27 protein-coding genes and 1 tRNA gene are annotated in these 23,149 nt (G+C 71.4%); 10 read left to right on the top strand and 18 right to left on the bottom strand.

Annotated features, from left to right (window positions below; translation table 11 throughout):
* Window positions 1-45: 45 nt before the first annotated feature.
* Window positions 46-387, bottom strand: coding sequence for a GroES family chaperonin (locus tag ACZ5NJ_RS07520; RefSeq protein WP_468763752.1), 342 nt, complete (start codon window positions 385-387; stop codon window positions 46-48).
* Window positions 388-447: 60 nt separating this feature from the next.
* Complete coding sequence (locus ACZ5NJ_RS07525; RefSeq protein ID WP_468763753.1) at window positions 448-765, bottom strand: DUF3618 domain-containing protein; 318 nt, start codon at window positions 763-765, stop codon at window positions 448-450.
* Between the two features lie 117 nt (window positions 766-882).
* Between ACZ5NJ_RS07525 and bcp the strand changes: the two genes are divergently transcribed.
* From bcp to ACZ5NJ_RS07540, 3 genes are all read left to right on the top strand, one after another.
* On the top strand, window positions 883-1,350 hold the full coding sequence (bcp, locus tag ACZ5NJ_RS07530) for a thioredoxin-dependent thiol peroxidase (protein WP_468763754.1): 468 nt from the start codon (window positions 883-885) through the stop codon (window positions 1,348-1,350).
* A 679-nt stretch (window positions 1,351-2,029) separates the two neighbouring features.
* Window positions 2,030-2,188 carry a hypothetical protein gene (locus ACZ5NJ_RS07535; protein ID WP_468763886.1) on the top strand — a complete coding sequence of 53 codons (159 nt, stop codon included), beginning with the start codon at window positions 2,030-2,032 and terminating at the stop codon, window positions 2,186-2,188.
* A gap of 42 nt (window positions 2,189-2,230) precedes the next feature.
* A tRNA-Leu gene (locus ACZ5NJ_RS07540) sits at window positions 2,231-2,314 on the top strand.
* Between the two features lie 67 nt (window positions 2,315-2,381).
* On the opposite strand, the gene rdgB is transcribed toward ACZ5NJ_RS07540, so the two are convergent.
* From rdgB to ACZ5NJ_RS07560, 4 genes are all read right to left on the bottom strand, one after another.
* A complete protein-coding gene (rdgB, locus tag ACZ5NJ_RS07545) occupies window positions 2,382-2,984 on the bottom strand; it encodes an RdgB/HAM1 family non-canonical purine NTP pyrophosphatase (protein ID WP_468763755.1) in 603 nt (200 codons plus the stop codon).
* A 7-nt stretch (window positions 2,985-2,991) separates the two neighbouring features.
* A complete protein-coding gene (locus ACZ5NJ_RS07550) occupies window positions 2,992-3,387 on the bottom strand; it encodes a hypothetical protein (protein ID WP_468763756.1) in 396 nt (131 codons plus the stop codon).
* A 117-nt stretch (window positions 3,388-3,504) separates the two neighbouring features.
* Complete coding sequence (rph, locus tag ACZ5NJ_RS07555; protein ID WP_100863588.1) at window positions 3,505-4,239, bottom strand: ribonuclease PH; 735 nt, start codon at window positions 4,237-4,239, stop codon at window positions 3,505-3,507.
* Window positions 4,240-4,326: 87 nt separating this feature from the next.
* Window positions 4,327-4,638: a PTS sugar transporter subunit IIB gene (locus tag ACZ5NJ_RS07560; RefSeq protein ID WP_468763757.1), complete on the bottom strand. Its 312-nt coding sequence runs from the start codon at window positions 4,636-4,638 to the stop codon at window positions 4,327-4,329.
* 138 nt (window positions 4,639-4,776) lie between these two features.
* On the opposite strand from ACZ5NJ_RS07560, the gene ACZ5NJ_RS07565 reads away from it, so the two are divergent.
* Window positions 4,777-6,078, top strand: coding sequence for a PTS transporter subunit EIIC (locus tag ACZ5NJ_RS07565; RefSeq protein ID WP_468763758.1), 1,302 nt, complete (start codon window positions 4,777-4,779; stop codon window positions 6,076-6,078).
* A 264-nt stretch (window positions 6,079-6,342) separates the two neighbouring features.
* Entirely contained in the window at window positions 6,343-7,599 is a 1,257-nt protein-coding gene (locus ACZ5NJ_RS07570) for a PTS transporter subunit EIIC (protein ID WP_468763759.1), read from the top strand.
* An 89-nt stretch (window positions 7,600-7,688) separates the two neighbouring features.
* Here the strand turns inward: ACZ5NJ_RS07570 and ACZ5NJ_RS07575 are convergent, their stop codons facing one another.
* The gene (locus ACZ5NJ_RS07575; protein WP_468763760.1) at window positions 7,689-8,441 is read right to left on the bottom strand and encodes an MBL fold metallo-hydrolase; all 753 of its coding nucleotides are present in this window, start codon (window positions 8,439-8,441) and stop codon (window positions 7,689-7,691) included.
* 206 nt (window positions 8,442-8,647) lie between these two features.
* Here ACZ5NJ_RS07575 and ACZ5NJ_RS07580 point away from each other — a divergent pair, with 206 nt between their 5' ends.
* Window positions 8,648-9,070: a hypothetical protein gene (locus ACZ5NJ_RS07580; RefSeq protein ID WP_468763761.1), complete on the top strand. Its 423-nt coding sequence runs from the start codon at window positions 8,648-8,650 to the stop codon at window positions 9,068-9,070.
* The gene (locus ACZ5NJ_RS07585; protein ID WP_468763762.1) at window positions 9,067-9,417 is read left to right on the top strand and encodes a DUF488 domain-containing protein; all 351 of its coding nucleotides are present in this window, start codon (window positions 9,067-9,069) and stop codon (window positions 9,415-9,417) included. The genes ACZ5NJ_RS07580 and ACZ5NJ_RS07585 overlap by 4 nt, the downstream gene beginning before the upstream one ends.
* Before the next feature lie 283 nt (window positions 9,418-9,700).
* On the opposite strand, the gene ACZ5NJ_RS07590 is transcribed toward ACZ5NJ_RS07585, so the two are convergent.
* The 7 genes from ACZ5NJ_RS07590 to clpS form a co-directional block, all read right to left on the bottom strand.
* Window positions 9,701-10,651 carry a PLP-dependent cysteine synthase family protein gene (locus ACZ5NJ_RS07590; RefSeq protein WP_468763763.1) on the bottom strand — a complete coding sequence of 317 codons (951 nt, stop codon included), beginning with the start codon at window positions 10,649-10,651 and terminating at the stop codon, window positions 9,701-9,703.
* Window positions 10,651-10,929 carry a MoaD/ThiS family protein gene (locus tag ACZ5NJ_RS07595; protein WP_079427320.1) on the bottom strand — a complete coding sequence of 93 codons (279 nt, stop codon included), beginning with the start codon at window positions 10,927-10,929 and terminating at the stop codon, window positions 10,651-10,653. The genes ACZ5NJ_RS07590 and ACZ5NJ_RS07595 overlap by 1 nt, the downstream gene beginning before the upstream one ends.
* A gap of 94 nt (window positions 10,930-11,023) precedes the next feature.
* Window positions 11,024-11,131, bottom strand: a complete 108-nt coding sequence (locus ACZ5NJ_RS07600; protein ID WP_311736929.1) for a putative leader peptide — start codon at window positions 11,129-11,131, stop codon at window positions 11,024-11,026.
* A 77-nt stretch (window positions 11,132-11,208) separates the two neighbouring features.
* Window positions 11,209-11,631: a M67 family metallopeptidase gene (locus ACZ5NJ_RS07605; protein ID WP_468763764.1), complete on the bottom strand. Its 423-nt coding sequence runs from the start codon at window positions 11,629-11,631 to the stop codon at window positions 11,209-11,211.
* Window positions 11,632-11,766: 135 nt separating this feature from the next.
* Window positions 11,767-13,218, bottom strand: a complete 1,452-nt coding sequence (locus ACZ5NJ_RS07610) for an amino acid permease (RefSeq protein ID WP_468763765.1) — start codon at window positions 13,216-13,218, stop codon at window positions 11,767-11,769.
* Window positions 13,219-13,535: 317 nt separating this feature from the next.
* Window positions 13,536-14,135 carry a DUF2017 domain-containing protein gene (locus ACZ5NJ_RS07615; protein ID WP_468763766.1) on the bottom strand — a complete coding sequence of 200 codons (600 nt, stop codon included), beginning with the start codon at window positions 14,133-14,135 and terminating at the stop codon, window positions 13,536-13,538.
* On the bottom strand, window positions 14,135-14,449 hold the full coding sequence (gene clpS, locus ACZ5NJ_RS07620) for an ATP-dependent Clp protease adapter ClpS (protein WP_366452208.1): 315 nt from the start codon (window positions 14,447-14,449) through the stop codon (window positions 14,135-14,137). Before clpS ends, ACZ5NJ_RS07615 begins: the two co-directional genes overlap by 1 nt.
* Window positions 14,450-14,551: 102 nt before the next feature.
* Here clpS and ACZ5NJ_RS07625 point away from each other — a divergent pair, with 102 nt between their 5' ends.
* On the top strand, window positions 14,552-15,880 hold the full coding sequence (locus ACZ5NJ_RS07625; protein ID WP_468763767.1) for a nicotinate phosphoribosyltransferase: 1,329 nt from the start codon (window positions 14,552-14,554) through the stop codon (window positions 15,878-15,880).
* A gap of 188 nt (window positions 15,881-16,068) precedes the next feature.
* Window positions 16,069-16,677, top strand: a complete 609-nt coding sequence (locus tag ACZ5NJ_RS07630; RefSeq protein WP_468763768.1) for an isochorismatase family protein — start codon at window positions 16,069-16,071, stop codon at window positions 16,675-16,677.
* A 63-nt stretch (window positions 16,678-16,740) separates the two neighbouring features.
* Here the strand turns inward: ACZ5NJ_RS07630 and ACZ5NJ_RS07635 are convergent, their stop codons facing one another.
* Complete coding sequence (locus tag ACZ5NJ_RS07635) at window positions 16,741-17,043, bottom strand: hypothetical protein (RefSeq protein ID WP_468763769.1); 303 nt, start codon at window positions 17,041-17,043, stop codon at window positions 16,741-16,743.
* A 113-nt stretch (window positions 17,044-17,156) separates the two neighbouring features.
* Window positions 17,157-19,511, bottom strand: coding sequence for an immune inhibitor A domain-containing protein (locus ACZ5NJ_RS07640; RefSeq protein ID WP_468763887.1), 2,355 nt, complete (start codon window positions 19,509-19,511; stop codon window positions 17,157-17,159).
* A gap of 500 nt (window positions 19,512-20,011) precedes the next feature.
* Here ACZ5NJ_RS07640 and ACZ5NJ_RS07645 point away from each other — a divergent pair, with 500 nt between their 5' ends.
* On the top strand, window positions 20,012-20,317 hold the full coding sequence (locus tag ACZ5NJ_RS07645) for a hypothetical protein (protein ID WP_468763770.1): 306 nt from the start codon (window positions 20,012-20,014) through the stop codon (window positions 20,315-20,317).
* Window positions 20,318-20,410: 93 nt separating this feature from the next.
* On the opposite strand, the gene ACZ5NJ_RS07650 is transcribed toward ACZ5NJ_RS07645, so the two are convergent.
* Together ACZ5NJ_RS07650 and ACZ5NJ_RS07655 are read right to left on the bottom strand one after the other, a co-directional pair.
* Window positions 20,411-21,166 carry an RDD family protein gene (locus ACZ5NJ_RS07650; protein ID WP_468763771.1) on the bottom strand — a complete coding sequence of 252 codons (756 nt, stop codon included), beginning with the start codon at window positions 21,164-21,166 and terminating at the stop codon, window positions 20,411-20,413.
* A gap of 80 nt (window positions 21,167-21,246) precedes the next feature.
* Window positions 21,247-22,980, bottom strand: a complete 1,734-nt coding sequence (locus ACZ5NJ_RS07655; protein ID WP_468763772.1) for an RDD family protein — start codon at window positions 22,978-22,980, stop codon at window positions 21,247-21,249.
* Between the last annotated feature and the right edge of the window lie 169 nt (window positions 22,981-23,149).

The following is a 23,149-nucleotide window of genomic DNA, read 5'->3' on the forward strand; positions in this document are numbered from 1 at the left end:
GCCGGTGACCATGGTCACCAGCCCTTCTCCCGGCCCTGCGGAGCCTCAGAGGTACAGCCCGGTGGAGTCCTTCGACCCCTCCAGCCGCTCCGCCGCCACGGCGTGCAGATCCCGCTCGCGCATCAGCACGTACGTCGCCCCGCCCACCTCGACCTCGGCGCGGTCCTCGGGGTCGTACAGCACGCGGTCACCCGGCTCCACGCTCCGCACGTTCTGCCCGACCGCGACCACCTCGGCCCAGGCGAGCCGCTTGCCGACCGCGGCCGTCGCCGGGATCAGGATCCCGCCGCCCGAGCGCCGCTCGCCCTCGGGAGTGTCGGACTTCACGAGCACGCGGTCGTGGAGCATGCGGATGGGCAGCTTGTCGTGGGTGGTGTTCTCGCTCACGCCACGAACCTACCTGCCGGCGCGCGCCGCGCGCTCCTGAGGGTCGCCATCACGCGGGCGTCACCGCTTGCGGCGCGCGGAGACCACGAGCAGCCCCACCACGCCGACCGCGACCAGCGCGACCGGGGCGATCCGCTCGAAGCGCGGGGCGCCGTCCTCGTGGCGCAGGCTGTCCCTCACGTCCGTGATCAACCGGTTCACGGCCGCGACGGCACGCCCGGCGGTGTGGTCGACCGTCGAGGCGACCCTGGCCTTCGCGTCCCCGATGATCGTCTGCGGGTGCATGCGCACGCCGATCTCGTCGAGCGTCTCGGCGAGCTGCTCGCGGCGGCGGACGATGTCCGCCTCGATCTGTGCGGGGGTCCTGGCTTCCGGCACCGCGCTGCCTCCGTCGTCGTGTCTCGTCTGTAAGGGCTTGATCCGTCATGGACAGTCTGTCAGCTCAGTCAGCTTAGGCTCATGCCGTACGGATCCCCTCCCGAGGAGAGCACTGACATGAGCGAGCGACTCCAGCCGGGCGACATCGCCCCCGCCTTCACCCTGCCCGACGCGGACGGCAACGAGGTCTCGCTCGCCGACCACAAGGGCCGCAAGGTCATCGTGTACTTCTACCCGGCGGCCCTGACCCCGGGCTGCACGAAGCAGGCCTGCGACTTCACGGACAACCTGGACGTCCTGGCCACGGCCGGCTACGACGTCATCGGGGTCTCCCCGGACAAGCCGGAGAAGCTCGCGAAGTTCCGCGAGCAGGAGCACCTGAAGGTCACCCTGGTCGGCGACCCGGAGAAGGCGGTCCTGGCGGCGTACGGGGCCTTCGGCGAGAAGAAGCTGTACGGCAAGACGGTGACCGGGGTCATCCGCTCCACGGTGGTCGTCGACGAGGAGGGCAAGGTCGAGCACGCCTTCTACAACGTCAAGGCGACGGGCCACGTAGCGAAGATCATCAAGGACCTGGGCATCTGACCCCCGCCCGGCCCCACGGAACGGCCCGCACCCTCCTGGTGCGGGCCGTTCCGCTTATCGGACGTAACGGCTCGCATATCGATTCGTTACTCCGTACGAGAGCCACGAACACGTGTCCGGGAAACGGAGGGGCCAAGCTGGGCGCTCGACCCGCCACCGGCACCCTGTCTCACATCGGACGCCGCATCGCGGCGGCGGGCATCGACATCAGCCACTTCCCCAGTGCGAAGCGAGTCGGCACCGACCTGTCCTTCACGGCGGCCGAACTTGCCGCTGCGACAGCCTCAGCCGACAGCATCCGGGGCGTTGCGCGCGCCTTGGGCATCTCGGACGACGGCCGGACCCGTGCCTCACTCGGACGCCTGCTCAAGCAGCATCGCATCGACACCGGTCACTTCCGGAACTCCCGATTGGCCATCTCCGAGGAGGCTCTGCGGATCGCCGTACCTGCCGGGTGCGTAGACGCGTGACCCAACTGGGACTCGATGTCGGCCACTTCAAGCGGCGGTCGTGGGCACGCGCATCGACCGCGAAGCCCGTCGCACCCGAAGCGCTGCTCGTACTGCCGGAGGGCTCCCCTCGAACCAACCGCGCCCGGCTCCACCGGGCCTTGCAGGAGGCCGGCGCCCCTTACGCTTGCGCCAACTGCGGGAATCCCGGCGAATGGCCGGGCCGCCCGATGTGCCTCCAGATCGACCACATCAGCGGCGACTGGCGCGACAACCGGCGCGAGAACCTGCGCTACCTGTGCCCCAACTGCCATTCCCTCACCGACACCTGGTGTGGAAGGCGGCGACGGGACCCTGTCGCCCTGCGGGCACCCTCCGCCGTAGACTGAGCGGAGCCAATCAAGGGCAATGTCTGAATTGCCCGAACTGTCGCGGTTGTGGTGGAATAGGCAGTCACGCTGGGTTTAGGTCCCAGTGGGGTAAAACCCGTGGGGGTTCGAGTCCCCCCAACCGCACGCACGCCGAAGGCCCCCCACGCAGCCGCGTGCGGGGCCTTCGGGCTGTCCGGGGGCGCGGGGCGGGTCAGCCCAGGAGGTCCTGGAGGATGGGGATCAGGGCTCGGAAGGCCTGGCCGCGGTGGGAGATGGCGTTCTTTTCCGCCGGGGTGAGTTCCGCGCAGGTGCGGGTGTCGTTCAGCGGCTGGAGGATCGGGTCGTAGCCGAAGCCGCCGCCGCCCGCCGGGGTGTGGCGGAGAGTGCCCAGGAGGCGGCCCTCGACGACGCGTTCGGTGCCGTCCGGGAGGGCCAGGGCGGCCGCGCAGAAGAAGTGGGCGCCGCGGTGGCCGTCGGCGATGTCGCCGAGCTGGTTCAGGAGGAGTTCCAGGTTCGCCCGGTCGTCGCCGTGGGCGCCGGCCCAGCGGGCCGAGAAGATGCCGGGGGCGCCGCCCAGGACGTCGACGCACAGGCCGGAGTCGTCCGCGATGGCGGGGTGGCCGGTGGCCTGCGCCAGGGCGTGTGCCTTGAGGAGGGCGTTCTCGGCGAAGGTGACGCCGGTTTCCTTGACGTCCGGGACCTCGGGGTACGCGTCGGCGCCGACCAGCTCGTGCGGCAGGCCGGCGTCGGCGAGGATGGCGCGGAGTTCGGTGACTTTGCCCGCGTTGCGGGTGGCGAGGATCAGGCGGGTCATGCCGTCATTATCCCGGGGTGCAGACCTTGGAGATCTCCGCCGCCGCGTCCGCGACCGGCTTGATGTCGGGCGCGGCGTTGCCCTGCTCGACGGAGGTGCGGACGTTCTTGACGGCCGTGGTCATGGAGTCGACGGCCTTGCCGAGGTCGGCGTTGCCGGTCTGGTCCTTGATCTTCTTCAGGTCGGTGTCGATCTGGTTCAGCGCGTTCTGGGTGTCCTGGACGCTGTTGCCGGCGTTGGAGACGGCCTGCTGGAGGTTGTTGACGCCGTTGGTTATGGCCACGGCCGTGTTGGCGCAGTCCATCGCGGTGGAGAGGGCGTCGCAGGAGGTGAGCGCCGGGACGGTGAGGGTGGCCGTGAGGGCCAGGGCCGCGAGCCGGAGTCTGGGCTGGGTGAGGTTCACGTGGGTCCCCCGGGGGTCTGGATACGGGCACGGGCACGGCACGGCACGGGCACGGGCGCGCGGCCGTGTGACCGTGCGCCCGTACCGGCGTAGACGCGGGCCCGCCGCGCGCGGTTGCTACGGGAGCTGGAGGTCCAGTGCGCCGAGCTGGAGGGCTTCGAGGTCGGCGCAGCCGCCGGCGGCGAGGTCGAGGAGGGCGTTGAGCTCCTTGCGGTCGAAGGGCTCGCCCTCGGCGGTGCCCTGGACCTCGACGAAGCGGCCGTCGCCGGTGCAGACGACGTTCATGTCGGTCTCGGCGCGGACGTCCTCCTCGTAGCAGAGGTCGAGGAGGGGGACGCCGTCGACGATGCCGACGCTGACGGCGGCGACGGTGCCGGTCAGGGGCTTGCGGCCGGCCTTGATGAGCTTCTTCTTCTGGCCCCAGGCGATGGCGTCGGCGAGGGCGACGTAGGCGCCGGTGATGGCGGCGGTGCGGGTGCCGCCGTCGGCCTGGAGGACGTCGCAGTCGAGGACGACGGTGTTCTCGCCGAGGGCCTTGTAGTCGATGACGGCGCGCAGCGAGCGGCCGATGAGGCGGGAGATCTCGTGGGTGCGGCCGCCGATCTTGCCGCGGACGGATTCGCGGTCGCCGCGGGTGTTGGTGGAGCGGGGGAGCATCGAGTACTCGGAGGTGACCCAGCCTTCGCCGCTGCCCTTGCGCCAGCGCGGGACGCCTTCGGTGAAGGAGGCGGTGCAGAAGACCTTGGTGTCTCCGAAGGAGATGAGGACGGAGCCCTCGGCGTGCTTGCTCCATCCGCGTTCGATGGTGACCGGGCGGAGCTGTTCGGGCGTGCGGCCGTCGATGCGAGACATGGTGGTGAGCCTAGTCGAGTGGGGGTACGGCTGGACCCCGTCCGGTCGGGCCGGTACGGGGTCCTGGTCATGCTCGGCGGGGGCGGTTCACATCATGTCTTCGATTTCGCCGGCGATCGGGTCGGCGTCGGTGCCGATGACGACCTGGACGGCGGTGCCCATGCGGACGACGCCGTGGGCGCCGGCGGCCTTCAGGGCGGCTTCGTCGACGAGGTCGGGGTTGACGACCTCGGTGCGCAGGCGGGTGATGCAGCCCTCGACCTCTTCGATGTTCTCGATTCCGCCGAGCCCGGCGACGATCTTCTCAGCCTTGGTGGCCATGTGTTTCTCCCTGAGTGTGGCGAAGAACGAGTCTCGGCGGCCGTGACCAGCCGCGCCCGCTTCGTCACGGTAGCTCACGGTTGGCCTATCTACGCGAGCAGGAGCGGGGCGTCTGCCGAATGATGACGATCAGCAGCAGCCTGCCCACAACTGGTCTACACCAGTGTGCCGCACGTACTGCGACTGCCAAAACGGGCCGGCCCAGGGAGGACGCGGATGAGCGCGAGCAGTGCCGAGGCGGCGCCGCAGCCGAAGTGGTGGAGCGGCCTGTACCCGGGGTTGCAGAAGATGGGGCGCAGCCTCCAGCTGCCGATCGCAGTGCTGCCGGCGGCGGGCATCCTCAACCGGCTGGGGCAGCCGGACGTGTTCGGCAGGGACGGGCTGGACTGGGCGTCGGTGGCGAAGGTGATGGCGGGGGCGGGCGGGGCGCTGCTCGACCCGGATCTGGGGCTGCCGCTGCTGTTCTGCGTGGGTGTGGCGATCGGGATGGCCAAGAAGGCGGACGGGTCGACCGCGCTGGCGGCGGTGGCGGGGTTCCTCGTCTACCGGGGGGTGTTGCACGCGTTCCCGAAGAAGTGTCCGGAGGGGACCCGGGACATCGGGGGCGGGTGCCTGACGTCGGCGGACACCTTCGCGGGGTACACGTACCAGAATCCGGGGGTGTTCGGCGGGATCGTGATGGGGCTGCTGGCGGCGTGGTTCTGGCAGCGGTACCACCGGGTGAAGCTGGTGGACTGGCTGGGGTTCTTCAACGGGCGCCGGCTGGTCCCGATCATCATGGCGTTCGTGGCGATCGCGTTCGCGGTGGTGTGCCTGTGGGTCTGGCCGCCGGTGGGTGCCGGGCTGGAGCACTTCTCGGACTGGCTGATCGGTCTGGGCGCGTGGGGTGCGGGGATCTTCGGTGTGGCGAACCGGGCGCTGTTGGTGATCGGGCTGCACCAGTTCCTGAACGTGCCGGTGTGGTTCCAGTTCGGTTCGTTCACCACGCCGGAGGGGGTGGTGAAGCACGGGGACATCAACATGTTCCTGGCGGGTGACCCGGATGCGGGGCTGTTCCTGAGCGGGTTCTTCCCGATCATGATGTTCGCGTTGCCGGCGGCGGCGCTGGCGATCACGCACTGCGCGAAGCCGCTGCGGCGCAAGGAGGTCGGGGGGCTGATGCTGTCGGTGGGCCTGACCTCGTTCGTCACGGGGATCACGGAGCCGCTGGAGTACTCCTTTCTCTTCGTGGCGCCGCTGCTGTACGCGGTGCACGCGGTGCTGACGGGGGTGTCGATGGCGGTGACGTGGGCGCTGGGGGTGCACGACGGGTTCAGCTTCTCGGCGGGTCTGATCGACTACGTCATCAACTGGGGGCTGGCGACGAAGCCGTGGCTGATCGTCCCGATCGGGCTGTGCTTCGCGGTCGTGTACTACGCGGTGTTCCGTTTCGCGATCACGGCGTTCGACATCCCGACGCCGGGGCGGGAGTCGGACGAGGAGATCGCGGCGATGCAGGCGGAGAACACCAGGGCGTAGAGCCGACGGGTAGACCTCGGCGCGAACCGCCTTGTGACACAAGGCCCGGGCCTTCGGATCCAGCGATCCGGAGGCCCTTCTTCCTGTGGCGTAGGCCACACAAAATCGAAGGTTCCTTATCTAACCCCGACCGTGCTACAACTGGTCTACACCACCTAATGGTGTAGACCATGCCGCTGCCGAGCAGCCAGTGGTCTCTTCCGAGACGCCGCCACCCCATTTTCCCCTGTCCCCTGGCTGCGCCTTGCCCACTGGAGGAAGCCCATGTCCACAGCGATCGCTGCGGAGAAGAAGAAGGGCGCTGGCGTGATGGCCGTCATGCAGCGCATCGGCCGGAGCCTCATGCTCCCCGTCGCGGTGCTGCCGGCCGCCGCACTGCTCGTCCGTCTCGGCGACAAGGACATGCTGGGCTCGGCCTCCATGCCGGAGTTCATCAACAAGATCGCCGGCTACATGTCCGCGGGCGGCGGCGCGATCCTGGACAACATGGCGCTGCTGTTCGCCGTGGGCATCGCGATCGGCTACGCGAAGAAGTCGGACGGCTCGACGGCCCTCGCCGCCGTCACCGGCTACCTGGTCTTCAAGAACGTGCTCGCCACGTTCACCGACTCCAACCTCCCCAAGGTCGCCAAGGTGATCGACGGGAAGATCGTGAACGTCGAGGCCCCGGTCGACGCCAAGGTCCTCGGCGGCGTCGTGATGGGCCTCGTGGTCGCCCTGATCTACCAGAAGTTCTACCGGACCAAGCTGCCCGAGTGGGCGGGCTTCTTCGGCGGCCGCCGCCTCGTCCCGATCCTCTCGGCCTTCGCCGGCCTGCTGATCGGCATCGTCTTCGGTCTCATCTGGCCGGTCCTCGGCACCGGTCTGCACAACTTCGGTGAGTGGCTCGTCGGTTCCGGTGCCGTCGGCGCGGGCATCTTCGGCGTCGCCAACCGCGGTCTGATCGCGGTCGGCATGCACCACCTGCTCAACTCCTTCCCGTGGTTCCAGGCGGGCGAGTACAACGGCAAGAGCGGCGACATCGCCCGCTTCCTCGCCGGCGACCCGAGCGCCGGACAGTTCATGACCGGCTTCTTCCCGATCATGATGTTCGCCCTGCCGGCCGCGTGCCTGGCGATCGTCCACTGCGCCCGCCCCGAGCGCCGCAAGGTCGTCGGCGGCATGATGTTCTCCCTCGCCCTGACCTCGTTCGTCACCGGCGTGACCGAGCCCATCGAGTTCACCTTCATGTTCATCGCGCCGGTGCTCTACGCCGTCCACGCGGTCCTGACCGGTGTCTCCATGGCCCTGACCTGGGCGCTCGGCATGAAGGACGGCTTCGGCTTCTCCGCCGGCGCCATCGACTACCTGCTGAACCTCGGCAAGGCCACCAACCCGGCCGGCCTGGCACTGGTCGGCCTGTGCTTCGCGGCGCTCTACTACGTGATCTTCCGCTTCGCGATCACCAAGTGGAACCTGCCGACGCCGGGCCGCGAGTCCGACGAGGAGCTCGCCGAGCTGGCGAAGGCCGAGGCGAAGTAGGTCCCGCGGCAGCTCTCGAAGTTTCGTAGGCGGCAACTACGCGACGGAGCCCCCGCTCTCCCGGAAGGGAGGCGGGGGCTCCGTCGTTCTCAGACCTCGTAGACGGCCCCGGCGTACGCGAGGTCGACGCGGCCGTCGTAGACCGCGCGGGCGTCCGCGAGGTTCTGCCCGGCGTCCGTCCACGGCGGGATGTGCGTCAGCACGAGCCGTCCGACCCGGCCGGCGCGCGCGTACTCGCCGGCCTCGCGGCCGTTGAGGTGGAGGTCCGGGATGGCCTCCTTGCCGTGCGTGAAGGAGGCCTCGCACAGGAACAGGTCCGCATCCTCGGCCAGCATCCCCAGCTCGGGGCAGACTCCGGTGTCCCCGGAGTACGCCAGCACCCGACCGCCGTGCTCGACGCGGATCCCGTACGACTCGACCGGGTGGCGGACCCGCTCGGTGCGGACCGTGAACGGGCCGATCTCGAACGCGGCGGACTTCAGGGTCCGGAAGTCGAAGACCTCGCTCATCGACCGCTCGTCCGGGACGTCCTCGTAGGCCGTCGTCAGGCGCTGCTCGGTGCCCTCCGGCCCGTACACCGGGAGGGCGCCGCAGCGGCCGCCTTCGTGCCGGTAGTAGCGGGCGACGAAGTAGGCGCACATGTCGATGCAGTGGTCGGCGTGCAGATGGCTCAGGAAGATCGCGTCGAGGTCGTAGAGACCGCAGTGGCGCTGGAGCGCGCCGAGGGAGCCGTTGCCCATGTCGAGGAGCAGCCGGAAGCCGTCGGCCTCGACGAGATAGCTCGAACAAGCCGAATCCGCGGACGGGAACGATCCCGAACAGCCGACGACGGTGAGCTTCATGGAGCGTGAACCTCCGTGGACGGTCCGTGGACGGAGTGCGGGCCGTGCGTGCGTCGAGCGTAAGGCGCGAAACCTCCGGTCGCTCCTCCGCGGCAGGCCGTTGTGGGAGGAATCACCTGTGCTGTCACCCAGGGGAGCGACGAGGGGTACGGGCGTTGCCGCGTCGCTGCCGCGCCGGAGGCGGCCGTCGCCGCTACGGTCGGTCCATGGACACGTCCTGGTGGTTCGCCGTGGTGGCGGCGGTCGCCGTGGTGGGGGTGGTGCTGCTCCCCCGGCACGTCAGGAGACGGGCGGGCGCACCCCCCGCGCCGCCGCACGGGCTCGGGCCGCCGCCGCGGGTGCGGGCCGGCGAGCTGTGGAGCCTGGCCGACGGGCGCCCCTGCCTGGTGCTGTCGGCGCGGCCGCACCGGGAGTCGGCGCGGGTGGCGTGGATCGTGGGCAAGTACGACGACCGGCGGCCCGGGGTCATCCCGCTGCCGCCGGGCATGGTGGGCGTCGGGGGCCGCGGCGGCTTCCTGGAGGCGGACCGGCAGGAGGAGGTCTCGGTGTGGGAGTTCCGGCGCAGGCTGGGGACGCTGGACCCGGTGCTGTGGGACGAGGCCAAGGGGCTGGGAGGCGGCGGCGGATGAGGAACGTCAGGCTGCGGCGCGTCTACGATCCGCCCGAGCCGGGGGCGGACGGCGTCAGGGTCCTCGTGGACCGGCTGTGGCCGCGCGGGCTGTCGAAGGCGGCGGCGGCGGCCGAGTGGCCGAAGGCGGTGACCCCGTCCGCGGAGCTGCGGAAGTGGTTCCACGACGGGGGCCCGGCGGAGGAGTTCCGGGCGCGGTACGAGGCGGAGCTGGCGGAGCCGGGGGCGGTGGCGGAGCTGGAGCGGCTGCGCGTCCTCGCCGGGGCGGGGCCGATGACGCTGCTCACGGCGGTCCGCGACCCGGCGGCGAGCCACGCCGCGATCCTGGCGGAGCACCTGGCGCAGTGACGCCGTCGGGCGGCTGCCGCCGGGCGGAGCCGGTCCCCTCCCCGCCCTTCCCCCGTTCCCTGCGGCTCCGCCCCGGAACGCGGTATCCGGCCTAGGCCGTCTCTTTTGGATCTTGCCGGTCAAGCCCGCGTCGTCCGGTGCCGTGCATCGGCGCCTTGGCGGGGCGCCGCCGTACCGGACGTACTTGGTGCCCCGCCAAGGCGGCGAGGTGCGGTGCCGGGCGGCGCGGGCCTGGGGGCACCTCCCAGCGGTAGCTGGGGGAGCAAGATCCGGAAGAGACGGCCTAAGCCCAGAGCTGGCCCTGGAGGACCTGGATCGCTTCCTCCGTCGTCGCCGCCGTGTAGACGCCGGTGGAGAGGTACTTCCAGCCCCCGTCGGCCACGACGAACACGATGTCGGCGGACTCCCCGGCCGCGGCCGCCTTGCGGCCCACGCCGATCGCCGCGTGCAGGGCGGCGCCCGTGGAGACGCCCGCGAAGATGCCCTCCTGCTGGAGGAGTTCCCGGGTGCGGGTCACCGCGTCGGCCGAGCCCACCGAGTAGCGGGTCGTCAGGACCGACGCGTCGTACAGCTCGGGGACGAAGCCCTCGTCGAGGTTGCGCAGGCCGTAGACGAGGTCGTCGTACCGCGGCTCGGCGGCCACGATCTTCACCCCGGGCACGTGCTCGCGCAGGTAGCGGCCGACGCCCATCAGGGTGCCCGTGGTGCCCAGGCCCGCCACGAAGTGGGTGACCGAGGGGAGGTCCGCGAGGATCTCGGGGCCGGTCGTGGCGTAGTGGGCGCCCGCGTTGTCCGGGTTGCCGTACTGGTAGAGCATCACCCAGTCGGGGTGCTCGGCGGCCAGTTCCTTCGCCACCCGTACCGCGGTGTTGGAACCGCCCGCGGCCGGTGACGGGACGATCTCGGCTCCCCACATCGCGAGAAGGTCCCGGCGCTCCTGAGAGGTGTTCTCCGGCATGACGCACACGATCCGGTAGCCCTTGAGCTTCGCGGCCATCGCGAGCGAGATGCCCGTGTTGCCGGAGGTGGGTTCCAGGATGGTGCAGCCGGGGAAGAGGCGGCCGTCCTTCTCCGCCTGCTCGATCATGTGGAGCGCCGGGCGGTCCTTGATCGAGCCGGTCGGGTTGCGGTCCTCCAGCTTGGCCCAGATCCGGACGTCCTCCGAGGGGGACAGCCGCGGGAGGCGGACCAGCGGGGTGTTGCCGACCGCCGCGAGCGGGGAGTCGTACCGCATTACTTCGAGCCGCCGGCCACGGCCGGGAGGATGGTGACGCTGTCGCCGTCCTTGAGGGCGGTGGCGATGCCGTCGATGAAGCGGACGTCCTCGTCGTTGAGGTAGACGTTCACGAAGCGGCGCAGCTGGCCGCCCTCGACGATGCGCTCCTCGATGCCCTTGTGTCGGGTCTCCAGGTCCGCGAACAGCTCGGAGAGCGTGGCGCCCTGACCGGTCACGGCCTTCTCGCCGTCGGTGTAGGTGCGGAGGATGGTGGGGATGCGGACCTCGATGGCCATGGCAGCGGGCTCCAGTGTCTGTCGTGAAGGAGGAGGGGGCAGGAGAAGCGAAGAGGGCGCGCTCGCGAGCGGCCCGCGCGCGGGGCCGTGGTGCTCAGGCGGCAGGACAGATGGCGCTGGCGAGGCGGCACAGGTCGACGTGCAGCCGCGCCACGAGCAGCAGCCTGCCGGGCGTCTCGATGCTCACGTCGTGGGAAACCATGCGGTCATGTTAACGATTCCCGGTCCCCCGTTTGGAGTGTGATCCCGCATCGTGGACGTCTGCCGCTCACATCGTGGTCAGTAGGCCTCGACGACCTGCACTTCTTCCTCGGTGATCACGCCGTCGACGATCCGGTACGAGCGGAACTGGAACTCGCCGAGGCCGTCGGCGTCGGCCGTGGAGACCAGGACGTAGTGGGCGCCGGGCTCGTTGGCGTAGGTGACGTCCGTGCGCGAGGGGTAGGCCTCGGTCGCGGTGTGCGAGTGGTAGACGATCACGGGCTCCTCGTCCCGGTCGTCGAGTTCGCGGTAGAGCTTCAGCAGGTCCTTCGAGTCGAACTCGTAGAACGTGGGCGAGCGGGCCGCGTTGAGCATCGGGATGAACCGCTCCGGGCGGCCGGTGCCCGCGGGGCCGGCCACGACGCCGCACGCCTCGTCGGGGTGGTCCTTGCGCGCGTGTTCGACGATCTGGTCGTACAGGGCCTGGGTGAGGGTCAGCATGGGCCACAGGATAAGCAGACGGGCCCTCCCGTACCGAGGCGTGGTACAGGAGGGCCCGCATGGTGGACACAAGGTCCGGGGGAGTTCGGTTCCCGGCCGTGCCGGGCGGCCGGGATCCGGGGCGTGCGGCCCGGGCTACGAGGAGCTGGAGGCCTTCGCGAACGCGGCGCCGCTGGGGTTGCGGGCCTTGAGGACGAGGTAGGACACGCCGAGGATCAGGCCCCACAGCGGGGCGCAGTACAGCGAGACGCGCGAGTCCGCGTCGAGGGCCATCATCACGATGACCATGCCGATGAAGGCCAGCGAGAACCAGCTGGTGTACGGCGCGCCGGGGGTGCGGAAGGTGGACTGGGGCAGCTCGCCGCGGTCGGCCTTGGCCCGGTAGCGGATCTGGCAGACGAGGATGACGATCCAGGCCCACATGCCGGAGATGGTGGCGAAGGAGACGACGTAGTCGAAGGCCTTGCCGGGGGCGACGTAGTTGATCCAGACGCCGACGAGCATGAGGGCGGCGGAGAAGGTGGTGCCGACGAGCGGGGTGCCGGTCTTGGTCAGCTTGATGAAGAACTTCGGGCCCTGGCCGTTGAGCGCGAGGTCGCGCAGCATGCGGCCGGTGGAGTACATGCCCGAGTTGCAGGAGGACAGGGCGGCGGTCAGGACGACGAAGTTGACGATCGCGGCGCCGACGCCCAGGCCCATCTTCTCGAAGGCGAGGACGAAGGGGCTCTCGCCGGCCTTGAAGTTCGACCACGGGATGACCGACATGATCATGATGAGGGCGCCGACGTAGAAGACGGCGATGCGCCACGGCACGGTGTTGATGGCCTTGGGCAGGGTCTTCGCCGGGTCCTTGGACTCGCCGGCGGTGACACCGACCAGCTCGACCGCGAGGAAGGCGAACACGACGATCTGGAGGGTCATCAGCGTCTCGCCGATGCCGTTGGGGAAGAAGCCGCGGTCGTTCCACAGGTTGGAGACCGAGGCGCCGGCGGCGGCGTCGGAGAAGCCGACGGTGAGGATGCCGGCGCAGATCAGGATCATGCCGACGATGGCGGTGACCTTGACCATGGAGAACCAGAACTCCAGCTCGCCGAAGAGCTTCACGGAGATCAGGTTCGCGGCGTAGAGGATGACCGTGAAGATCAGCGCGTAGGCCCACTGCGGGAAGCTGTCGTGCGTCCAGTACGACATGTACTTCGCGGCGGCGGTGACCTCGGTGATGCCGGTGACGACCCAGAACAGCCAGTACGTCCAGCCGGTGGCGTAGCCCCAGAACGGGCCGAGGAACTCGCGGGCGTAGTCGGAGAAGGAGCCCGAGACGGGGCGGTACATGAGCAGTTCGCCCAGGGCCCGCATGATGAAGAAGATGACCAGGCCGACGATCGCGTAGGCCAGGATCAGGCTGGGCCCGGCCTTGGAGATCGCCTTGCCCGCGCCCAGGAACAGGCCGGTGCCGATGGCCCCGCCGATCGCGATCATCTGGATCTGGCGGGCGCCGAGCGCGCGGTGGTAACCCTCGCCGTCGCCCTCGCCCTGCGCGCCCTCGCCGGGCGTCCTGTCGTGCTGCTCGACCTGCACAGAGGTCATGTTTGGTGCGCCTTTCTCCACGCCGACCCGCGCCTCGAACGGCTGCGGATCGGGTCCTCGATCCCCCCGGATACGGATGGAGTTGCACCCGGCGGTCAGCCGGTTCAAGCGGGCCGGGGGACATGGGTGGCGTCCCGGCGGCGGTCGTGAAGATTTATCACGCGCTTACGGGTGGAGGAAGGGCCGAAAGATGACACAGTGCCCGGGTAAATGCGGACATATGACGCAGAACCAATCAGATCACCGCATGGCGGTGATCTGATCGTTATCCGGATTTGAGCGTCCGCTGAGCGAACAGTGTCCGCGGTTGAGGATCCTCAGAGGGTTTCGACGAGGGTTTCCTGCAGGCCGCCGAGCCAGAGGTAGGCCATCACCATCGGCTTGCGCGGGTCGTCGTCCGGCAGCCGGTACAGCTCGGAGCTCTGCTCGTCCTCGGTGATCTCCAGCCGGGCCGCGATGGTCAGCCGCAGGTCGTTGAGGGCGCCGAGCCAGCGCAGCGGCAGCTCCCCGTCCAGCTCCAGCACCGCCGCGCCGTCACCGGCCGGCGTGAGCGCGTCGAGGCTGCGTACGACGGCCAGCGCGTCCTCCCGCTTGCGGGTGCGCAGGTCGTTCTCGGTGAAGCGGCGGAACTCCGCCGAGCGGGCCCGCAGCTCCTCCGGGTCCTCGCCGGGCCCCGCGCCGGGGCCCCCGTAGGCGTCGGGGAACAGCCGGGCCAGGGCCGGGTCGGACGGGGGCTCGGTGGGCCCCTCGGCGGCGAACAGCACGGCGAGGGGGTCGGCGTCCTCGGCGGGCTCCGGCTCGCCGGGGCCGATCAGCTCCAGCAGCTGCACCGCGAGGGAGCGCAGGATGGAGATCTCGATCTCGTCCAGCGCGACGGCGGCCCCGCCGCCCTTCAGGGGCTCGAACACGCCGCCCATCAGGTGCGGTCCTGCGAGAGGGTCGCCCAGAGCCCGTAGCCGTGCATGGCCTGCACGTCGCGCTCCATCTCCTCGCGGGTGCCGCTGGAGACGACCGCCCGTCCCTTGTTGTGGACGTCGAGCATCAGCCTGGTCGCCTTGTCCTTGGGGTAGCCGAAGTACGCCTGGAACACGTACGTCACGTAGCTCATGAGGTTGACCGGGTCGTTGTGGACCAGGGTCACCCAGGGGACGTCGGGTTCCGGGACCGCGAAGGTCTCCTCTGCCGATTCGGTCCGTTCGATCTCAATCGGAGCAACACTCACTTGTCCCATGCTGCCACTGCGGCAGGCCCGTCGCACAAACGGGCCCCCTCCGGGAGCGCCCGCCGGCCTACATCTCGTCACTTTGACGAAATGTGCGCTAGCATCCCTGACATGAACCCTGCGGACCTGGGCCTGCCGGTGGACGTGCCGTCGACAGCGCTCTTCACGGACCATTACGAGCTCACGATGCTGCAGGCCGCCCTGGCCAACGGCACGGCCGACCGGCGCTCCGTCTTCGAGGTCTTCACCCGGCGGCTGCCCGAGGGACGGCGTTACGGGGTCCTGGCGGGCACCGGGCGCGTCCTGGACGCGGTGGAGAACTTCCGCTTCGACGGAGCCGTGCTGGAGTTCCTGCGCGAGCGCGCCGTCGTCGACATGCGGACGCTGGACTGGCTGGCCTCGTACCGCTTCTCGGGTGACATCTGGGGCTACCCGGAGGGCGAGGTCTACTTCCCCGGGTCGCCGGTGCTGCGGGTGGAGGGCAGCTTCGCCGAGTGCGTGCTGCTGGAGACGGTCGTCCTGTCGATCCTCAACCACGACTCGGCGATCGCCGCGGCCGCCTCCCGGATGGCCTCGGCCGCCGGCGAGCGGCCGCTGATCGAGATGGGGGCGCGCCGGACGCACGAGCTCGCGGCCGTCGCGGCCTCGCGGGCGGCGTACGTGGGCGGCTTCACCTCGACCTCCGACCTGGCGGCCGGGTTCCGGTACGGGATCCCGACGGTCGGCACCAGCGCGCACGCCTTCACCCTGCTGCACGACAGCGAGCGCGACGCGTTCACCGCGCAGGTGGCCTCGCTGGGCTCCGGAACCACCCTGCTGGTGGACACGTACGACGTCGCGGAGGCCGTCCGCACGGCGGTGGAGGTCGCCGGGACGGGGCTGGGCGCGGTCCGGATCGACTCCGGTGACCTGCTGCTCGTCGCGCACCGGGTGCGGCAGCAGCTCGACGAGCTGGGGGCGACGGACACGCGGATCGTGGTCACCTCCGACCTGGACGAGTACGCCATCGCCTCGCTGGCGGCGGCGCCGGTGGACGCGTACGGGGTGGGCACGCAGCTGGTCACGGGCAGCGGGCACCCGACGTGCTCCATGGTCTACAAGCTGGTCGCGCGGGCGGAGTCGGCCGACCCGAAGGCTCCGCTGGTGCCGGTGGCGAAGAAGTCCTCCGGCGGGAAGACCTCGGTCGGCGGCCGCAAGTGGGCGGCGCGGCGGCTGGACGCGGACGGTGTCGCGGAGGCGGAGGTGGTCGGCACCGGGCCGGTCCCGACGGCCCTGGCGGACCGGCAGCTGCTGGTCCAGCTGGTCAAGGCGGGCGAGGTGGTGGCCCGCGAGCCCCTGGACGCGGCCCGCACCCGCCACCGCACGGCCCGCGCGGGTCTCCCCCTGTCCGCGACGCAGCTCTCCCGGGGCGAACCGGTGATCCCGACGGAGTACGCGTAGTCCCCGGCCGTGAACGGCCCGCGCGGCGTTCGGGCGCACCGGGCGCGAGCGCACGGAACGGGGTCCGGGGCGCGGCCCCGTGGGGGCCGGCCCCCGTTTCGGGAAGGGGCGGGGTGGGGGAAGAGCACCCGCAGGGCCCGCCGCACCGCACCGCACGACCACCCATACCGAGCCGAAGGGCACGCGACATGCACCGCGCACTGATCGTCGTCGACGTACAGAACGACTTCTGCGAAGGCGGCAGCCTCGCGGTCACCGGCGGCGCCGACGTCGCCGCCGCGATCACCGAGCTGATCGGGAACGCCACCCCCGGCTACCGCCACGTCGTGGCGACGCGGGACCACCACATCGACCCCGGTCCGCACTTCGCCCTCCCCCCGGCGGAGCCGGACTACGAGAACTCCTGGCCCCCGCACTGCGTCGCCGGGACCGAGGGCGTCGGGTTCCACCCGAACTTCGCGCCCGCCGTCGCCTCGGGGGCGGTCTCCGCCGTCTTCGACAAGGGCGCGTACGAGGCCGCGTACAGCGGCTTCGAGGGCGCCGACGAGAACGGCTCCGGCCTCGCCCAGTGGCTGCGCGAGCGGCACGTGGCCGAGGTGGACGTCGTCGGCATCGCCACCGACCACTGCGTCCGCGCCACCGCCCTCGACGCCGCCCGCGAGGGCTTCACCACCCGCGTCCTGCTGGACCTGACGGCCGCCGTCGCCCCCCACACCACCGAGCAGGCCCTGGAGGACCTGCGCGCGGCCGGCGTGACGCTCGTGGGCACCGCGGGCGGCGCCCGGCCCCGCGCCTGAACCCCCGGGAGCCGCCGGGCGCCGCCGGGCGCCCCGGGGTGCGCCGGGGGCGCGCGGAGGCCTCTAGCGCCCCAGGAGGGCCCGGATCGGGTGCCACAGCTCCGACGTGCCGTCCGGGGCGCCCCGCCACAGGAGGCCGTCCGGGTGGTGGAGCACCGCCGTGATCTCGTCCGGGGTCGGGGGGTGGGCGTTGCCGCGGAGGTACACGGCCCGCATGCCGAGGTTCCGCAGCCTGGTCAGGGCGCGGGCCCGGTTCGCGGCGTGGACGAGGACGCGGACCTCGCCGCCCTCGCCGGACGGCCTCGGCAGCGTCAGCGCGACCACCACGCTGCCGCCCGGCAGTCTGACGAAACCTCCACCTGGCATGATCTTCAGCTCCCCCGTCAATAAGAACAGTCGTCCCCCGCATCTAAACGCGATCGGCCGCCGCCCGCTAGAGGGCGACGGCCGATCATGCTTTGACCTGCGGCTTTACCGGACTACTTGCCGGAGGGGCCGACCTCGATCGTCATCTGGAGACCGTCGTAGGTCTCCTTCGCGATCTTGATCTTGGTGTTGGTGTCAGCGACCTTCACCGAACCGGTCGGGTTCTCGTCGTAGTAGTACTTGCCCTTGTGGTCGTCGAAGACCAGGTTGGCCGGCTTCGGCTTGACGAAGAGCGACTCGCCGTTCTTGTGCAGGGTGAACGCGTCCGTCGAGTAGGCGCTGAACGGGGCGTCGTACGGCTGGATCTTGTTGCGCAGCAGCGTGCCGTCGGCCCACTTCATCGGCTTGGCGTTGGCGTCGATCGGAAGGATCAGACCCGAGCCCGGGTGCTGGCTCGTGTTGTTGTCCTTCTGCGACTTGTCCCACAGCCAGATCAGCAGACCGTCCTGGTACGGGTAGTGCTCGACCCAGTTCGGCTTCGAGTTGGACCAGCCGAAGTTGTACGGGCCCACCTTGAGGGTGGAGTCGTACGAGACGTAGCGGCGGTTCTCCGCGATGTAGTACTGCGGGTACTCCTTGGTGAAGCTGCCGCCGACCCGCTGGAAGCCCTTGCCGGTCCAGCCGTTGTCGCCGTTCTCGGCACCGTCGGTGAACAGCGCCGCGCCGTCGGCGGTCAGGGTGATGGCGTCGGCCGCGAAGCCCTTGCCGCCCGCGCCGCCGTCCGTCTGGTAGCGGAAGCGGAGGTCGACCTTCTTGCCCGCGTAGGCGTCGAGCGGGAAGTTCAGGGACTTCCAGGCGCCGGAGACGCCGGTCAGCGAGGGGGCGCCGGAGGCGTCGGCCGGGAGGGCCGCGCCGTCGGCGGTGCCGGCGAGGGCGGTCCAGGTGGCGCCGCCGTCCGTGGAGACCTCGGTGTAGAGGAAGTCGTAGTCCTGCTCGATGTCCCACCAGCCCTTGAGGGAGAGGGCCGCCGACTTCTTGCCCGTCAGGTCGACGGAGCGGGTGAGGGTGTTCTTGAGGTCGTCACCCATCTGGCTCCACCACTGCGAGGAACCCTCGGCGGGAGCGACGATGTCGGTCTTGACCTGCTTCTTCGGCAGCTCGACGACCAGCGCCTGCTTGTCCTTGGTGTTGTACTCCGAAACACCCAGCTTGTGCGTGGACTTCGTCGCGGCCTTGGCCGTGTCGTAGTTCAGCCAGCCCAGCTGGAGCTTGTCCCAGGCGGTCATGTCGCCCGGGAGGTCGCCTATGGAGTCCTTGCCCTCGCCGAGCCAGGAGCCCGCCGACATCAGGGACCAGAAGCCGACCGAGTTCTCGCCGCCACCGGAGGTGTCGTAGAGGTCCGGCAGACCGAGGTCGTGGCCGTACTCGTGCGCGAAGACGCCGAGGCCGCCGTTCTCCGGCTGCATCGTGTAGTCGCCGACCCACATGCCGGTGTCGCCGATCTGGGTGCCGCCGGCCTTGTTGTTGGCCGGGCCGGTCTTGCCGACGTCCGTGCCGTACGCGTACCAGCGGTGCGCCCACAGCGCGTTCTTGCCCTGCACGCCGCCGCCGGCCGACTCGTCCTCGCCCGCGTGGACGATCTGGAAGTGGTCGATGTAGCCGTCGGGCTCGTTGAAGTTGCCGTCGCCGTCGAAGTCGTTGCGGTCCCACTGGTCGTACTGCGCCAGGGTCGCCTTGATGTCGGCGTCGGACTTGCCGGCCTTCTTCTGGGCCTCCACCCACGCGTTCACACCGTCGCGGACGGCGTCCCACACGTTGGAGCAGTTGGTCTGACCGCAGTAGTTCGAGCCGTAACGGGCCTCGTTCCACGGGATCTTGACCCAGTCGGAGACCTGGCCGTCGACCGAGTAGCGACCCGAGGAGGTCTTCTCGTAGTAGGTCTTCAGCGAGTTCTTGCCCTGGCCGGTACCGAAGTACAGGTCCTGGAAGTAGTCGCGGCTGAAGTCCTTGCGCCAGGCGGTGCTGTTGTTGCTCGCGCGGTCGGGCTGCGCGATCTGGTTGTGCAGCGGGCCGGGCGTGCCCCCGTACTTGGGCTCCGGCGGCTTCGGGCCGGTCGGGCCGTCCGGGTCGAACATGGTCGTGTTGTCGACCTGGTCGCCGAAGTCGACGAGGATGGTGAAGATCTTGTCGGTCTTCTCACGGCCGAGCTCGACGTACTTCTTGTCGTCGAGCTTGACGACCTTCGAGGCACCGCGCTGCTCGACCTGCTTCTTGCCCGACAGCACCTGGTCAAGGGCAGCTTCGCGCTGCTGCGCCTGCTGCTTGCTGAACGGGGTTTCGAGGTCGTGCTTGACCTTCTCCTGGGCAGGAGCGGTCGGGTCCTGCTTGCCCGAGGCGGGCACGCCGCCCCAGCTGCTGTCGGCCTGGGCCGTGGCGAAAAAGGCGCCCGAGGCGGCGGTTGCCGCCATGGTCACGCCGACGACGGCGGCGCGCAGCGCGCGACGCCTTGCGGAGTTGCCGGTCACTTGATGTCGTTCCCCTCCCGCGGCCGCGGGCGTTGGTCGGAACGTCTCCAAAGGAGTGGGGGGTTCCGCGCGGCGCGCGTCTCAAGTGACGACATTTGACCGGAGAGTCCAAAGAAAAGACAGACCTTGACTTCTTCCTTACAACTGCACTATGCGGTCAGTCAGTTCCGCTATTCGGACGTTTGGAGTCATCGGGGCCTTCCGGGGCGAAGGGACCGTCGACATGCGGCCGCCGTCCGGTTGCGACCGGGTTTGTGACCGGTCCTGCGACCGGGTCCGTGACCCCCGTGCGCCCCCCGTGCTCCGGCACCGTGGGTAAGGTCACGCTTACCTGTGGCCCTCCTCGGGCATCCGTCGTATGGGCCCCTCGACGCGCGCGACCGTCGAGCGGACTCCGAGCCGACGTACCTGTGCACCTCCCGCCTCCGAGGACGGAACACGTCATGCCGCGTCCGACTGCCGCTCAGCTCGCCTACGGCTCCGCCACCGTCATCGTGTCGACCATCGCCATGCTGCTGCTGTCGCAGACGAGCACGGGGATCGGGGTCGCCGTCATCTCCGCCGCCGCGCTCGCCCTCGGGCTGCTGGTGGCCCTCACCGTGCCCCTCCCGCGCCGCCGCGGCCGGCACGCCGCCGGGCGCGGAGCGGCCCGGCGGAGCGGGGCCGCGGCGCAGGCGGCCGCGCCGGGCGAGGGGGTCCGGGTGCCGGAACCCCGAACGGCCCCCGCGGAGCACCCCGTTCACCACTGAGGCGCCGCCCCGGCGCACTTGGACGCGTACGGACGGCCGGCCCCCGGGGGGACCGGCCGTCCGTACGCGTGTGCGTGCCCGCGCCCGCCCGCCTCAGGGCACCGAGACCACCACGGTCTTGGCGGCCTTGTCGTGCAGGCCCTGCTTGTAGGGCTGGTCCACCAGGATCGAGATGCCCACGACGACCCACCACAGACCGCAGCACAGGAAGACCGGCACCCAGAGGGTGGCCGCCCGGCCGATGGCGGCGGACGACGAGGGCACGCTGCCGTCGTTGAGCATGGCCACGCGCAGCCGCATCGCCTTCTTGCCGAGGGTCTGACCGGACTTGTGGGTGAAGTACCAGTCGTAGGCGATCCAGACGGCGACGTAGAGCAGCCACCACAGCAGGGCCGCACCGGTGAACCAGCGCGAGGCGGACTCGGTCATCTCCCCGTTCGGGTCGGTGTCGGAGGGCAGGGCGAAACCGATCGCGAAGAGGATGAGCCAGAGCGGGACGAACACGACCACCAGGTCGATCAGCCGCGCCACGAGCCGCTTGCCGGTGTCCGCCAGCGGGGGCATGCCGGCGAGCGGGTCGGGCATGCCGTAGCCGTAGCCGCCTCCCCCGCCGCCGTACGGGTCGCCGGGCCCGCCGCCGTGCGGGGGCGGAGGCGGGGGCGGATATCCCCCGCCGCCCGCCCCGCCGGGCGGGGGCGGGTAGCCGCCTCCCCCGGCCGGCGGGTGGCCGCCGCCCGGCGGGGGCGTACCGTACGGCGAACCGCCCGCCGGAGGCGTCGGTTCCTGCGGCTTCTTGAGGAACGGGTCGTCCTCGGGCGGCTGGCCCGGCGGCGGCTGGTCGGTACTCATGGCCCGAGTCGAACCCGGCCCCACCGGCCCCGCAACACCACGGGGTCCGTCCGGGGGACGGGTCCCGTGACCCTAGGGGGTCACCGGGCCACGTAGGTCCGCGCGGCCCGGTCGTGCCAGCCGCGCCGGCGCGGGCGGTCGGTCAGGGACCACAGGGTGCCGGGCAGCCCCAGGAACCCGAACACGAGCCAGCGCAGCAGGGCCGCGCCGAAGCCGGGCGGGCGCAGGGTGGCGGTGGCCAGCACCCGTACCCCGCACAGCTTCTTGCCCGGGGTGCGGCCCCAGCGGGCGGTCGGCAGCACCTCGTAGACCATCCCGAACAGCAGGACCGCGCCCAGGACCAGGCCCAGCCGGCCGGCGGTGGTGGCGTCGAGCAGCCACACGGTGGTGGTGCGTCCGCTGGCCCGGGCGGCGTCGACCTTGGCCTGGAGGTGGGCCGTCACCTCCGGTACGAGGGGCACGGCGACGGCGGCGGCCACCCCGGCGAGGACGAGCGAGTCCAGCAGCCTGGCCAGCCCCCGCCGCAGCAGCCCGGCGGGCCGTACGGCGCGCTCCGCCATCCGCTCGAAGAGGGCCCGGGCGTCCTCCCGTACGGGTGCCTCCGGCGCCGCCGGGGCGGACGACGGGGCGTGCGCGGCGGGGGCGGCTGCCGCCCGGACGCCGGCCCGCGCCGCGGCGGCGGGCCCGCCGTGGCCGGCCTCCGCCGCGCCCTGGGCCCGGCCCTGGTCGGCTGCCCGGCCCTGGTCGGCCGGGGCCGCACCGGGCGCCGCCGCCGGGGGCGGCGACCACGCCGCCGGGGAGCCCCGCTCCGGCTCGGGGCGCGCGCCCCGGACGGCCCCGCGCTCCGGCCCGGTGGCCGGGCCCCGCGTGCGGTCGGTCCGCGCGGCGGCCTCGGGGGCGGCGGACCGGTCCCGCGCGGAGTCCGGCCCCGGGCCGGGGTGCCGGACCCCGGCCCGGGCCGACGCGGAGCCCTCCGCCACGCCCCGGCCGTGGTCCTGTGCGGAACTCCCGGCGGGGTCCGGGGCCTGCACCGGAGCCGGGCTCCCGGCCCGGGTGCCCGGGCCGGGAGCCGCCGGGGCGTCGGACCACCCGGCGGAGCCCTCCCGCGGGTTCCCGGCCCACCCCCGGTCAGGGGCCTGCGGGGCGGGATCCCCGGGCCACGCCGGGGCGGGACCTCCCGCCGGAGCCGGCGGGGCGGAGGCCGCCGCACGGGCCGGAGCCGACGGGGCGTGGACGTCCGCCGGGCCCTCCGGCCACGCCGGGCCCTCCGGCCACGCCGGGGCGGAGGCCACCGCCGGGGCTGCGGCCTCCGGCCAGCTGGACGTGAGGCCCGAGACGCCGGTGCCGGGGGCGTCGGGCCAGGCCGGCGGGCGGGCCGAGAGGATGCCCACGCTCTCGGCGGCCGCCTGCGCGGGCAGCCTCCGTGCGGCGGGCGCGGCGGGGGCGGTCGGCGCGGCGGCCGCGGGCCGGGCCAGGGAGATCCCGCCGTGCCGGGCGTCGTCGGGCTCCCCGACGTCCGGGCCGCCCCAGGAGACCCGGACGTCGCGGGGCCCGCCGAACCCCGCCTGGTGCGCGGGATCCGCCTGCCAGCCCCCTCCGGAGGGGGGCTCCGGCAGGGCTTCCGTCGCGGAGGTCTCGTCGAGGAACACCGGCCCCGTCTCCTCCACCGGCGCGGGGGCGGGGGCGGGGGCGGGACGGCTCGTACCGGGGACCCAGGCGGCGCCGTTCCAGTACCGGACGTACCCGGGGATGGACGGATCGGGGTAGTAGCCCTCGCGGGCCGCGTGCTCGCCGTCACCAGGGGAGGCCGTCAATGTCCCCAACTCCGATCGTGGCTCAAGGCTTGTGCAGGGGAGGACCCAAGGGGAGGACCATAGCCAAGAACCCCCTCCCGACAGGTCCGGTAACGGCAGATTCCAAGCCTTTGAGCGAACCTCACCCCGCCTCCGGCCCACCCCCGGCCCCGGCCCATCGATTCCGGTC

This window comes from Streptomyces sp. NPDC032091, from assembly GCF_055580265.1.

Excerpts from the sequence above, each read along its gene's own strand:
- bcp (WP_468763754.1), top strand. The coding sequence starts at position 883 with ATGAGCGAGCGACTCCAGCCGGGCGACATCGCCCCCGCCTTCACCCTG.
- ACZ5NJ_RS07535 (WP_468763886.1), top strand. The coding sequence starts at position 2,030 with ATGTGCCTCCAGATCGACCACATCAGCGGCGACTGGCGCGACAACCGG.
- rdgB (WP_468763755.1), bottom strand. The coding sequence starts at position 2,984 with ATGACCCGCCTGATCCTCGCCACCCGCAACGCGGGCAAAGTCACCGAA.
- rph (WP_100863588.1), bottom strand. The coding sequence starts at position 4,239 with ATGTCTCGCATCGACGGCCGCACGCCCGAACAGCTCCGCCCGGTCACC.
- ACZ5NJ_RS07565 (WP_468763758.1), top strand. The coding sequence starts at position 4,777 with ATGAGCGCGAGCAGTGCCGAGGCGGCGCCGCAGCCGAAGTGGTGGAGC.
- ACZ5NJ_RS07570 (WP_468763759.1), top strand. The coding sequence starts at position 6,343 with ATGTCCACAGCGATCGCTGCGGAGAAGAAGAAGGGCGCTGGCGTGATG.
- ACZ5NJ_RS07575 (WP_468763760.1), bottom strand. The coding sequence starts at position 8,441 with ATGAAGCTCACCGTCGTCGGCTGTTCGGGATCGTTCCCGTCCGCGGAT.
- ACZ5NJ_RS07580 (WP_468763761.1), top strand. The coding sequence starts at position 8,648 with ATGGACACGTCCTGGTGGTTCGCCGTGGTGGCGGCGGTCGCCGTGGTG.
- ACZ5NJ_RS07585 (WP_468763762.1), top strand. The coding sequence starts at position 9,067 with ATGAGGAACGTCAGGCTGCGGCGCGTCTACGATCCGCCCGAGCCGGGG.
- ACZ5NJ_RS07590 (WP_468763763.1), bottom strand. The coding sequence starts at position 10,651 with ATGCGGTACGACTCCCCGCTCGCGGCGGTCGGCAACACCCCGCTGGTC.
- ACZ5NJ_RS07595 (WP_079427320.1), bottom strand. The coding sequence starts at position 10,929 with ATGGCCATCGAGGTCCGCATCCCCACCATCCTCCGCACCTACACCGAC.
- ACZ5NJ_RS07600 (WP_311736929.1), bottom strand. The coding sequence starts at position 11,131 with ATGGTTTCCCACGACGTGAGCATCGAGACGCCCGGCAGGCTGCTGCTC.
- ACZ5NJ_RS07605 (WP_468763764.1), bottom strand. The coding sequence starts at position 11,631 with ATGCTGACCCTCACCCAGGCCCTGTACGACCAGATCGTCGAACACGCG.
- ACZ5NJ_RS07610 (WP_468763765.1), bottom strand. The coding sequence starts at position 13,218 with ATGACCTCTGTGCAGGTCGAGCAGCACGACAGGACGCCCGGCGAGGGC.
- ACZ5NJ_RS07615 (WP_468763766.1), bottom strand. The coding sequence starts at position 14,135 with ATGGGCGGCGTGTTCGAGCCCCTGAAGGGCGGCGGGGCCGCCGTCGCG.
- clpS (WP_366452208.1), bottom strand. The coding sequence starts at position 14,449 with ATGGGACAAGTGAGTGTTGCTCCGATTGAGATCGAACGGACCGAATCG.
- ACZ5NJ_RS07625 (WP_468763767.1), top strand. The coding sequence starts at position 14,552 with ATGAACCCTGCGGACCTGGGCCTGCCGGTGGACGTGCCGTCGACAGCG.
- ACZ5NJ_RS07630 (WP_468763768.1), top strand. The coding sequence starts at position 16,069 with ATGCACCGCGCACTGATCGTCGTCGACGTACAGAACGACTTCTGCGAA.
- ACZ5NJ_RS07635 (WP_468763769.1), bottom strand. The coding sequence starts at position 17,043 with ATGCCAGGTGGAGGTTTCGTCAGACTGCCGGGCGGCAGCGTGGTGGTC.
- ACZ5NJ_RS07640 (WP_468763887.1), bottom strand. The coding sequence starts at position 19,511 with ATGGCGGCAACCGCCGCCTCGGGCGCCTTTTTCGCCACGGCCCAGGCC.
- ACZ5NJ_RS07645 (WP_468763770.1), top strand. The coding sequence starts at position 20,012 with ATGCCGCGTCCGACTGCCGCTCAGCTCGCCTACGGCTCCGCCACCGTC.
- ACZ5NJ_RS07650 (WP_468763771.1), bottom strand. The coding sequence starts at position 21,166 with ATGAGTACCGACCAGCCGCCGCCGGGCCAGCCGCCCGAGGACGACCCG.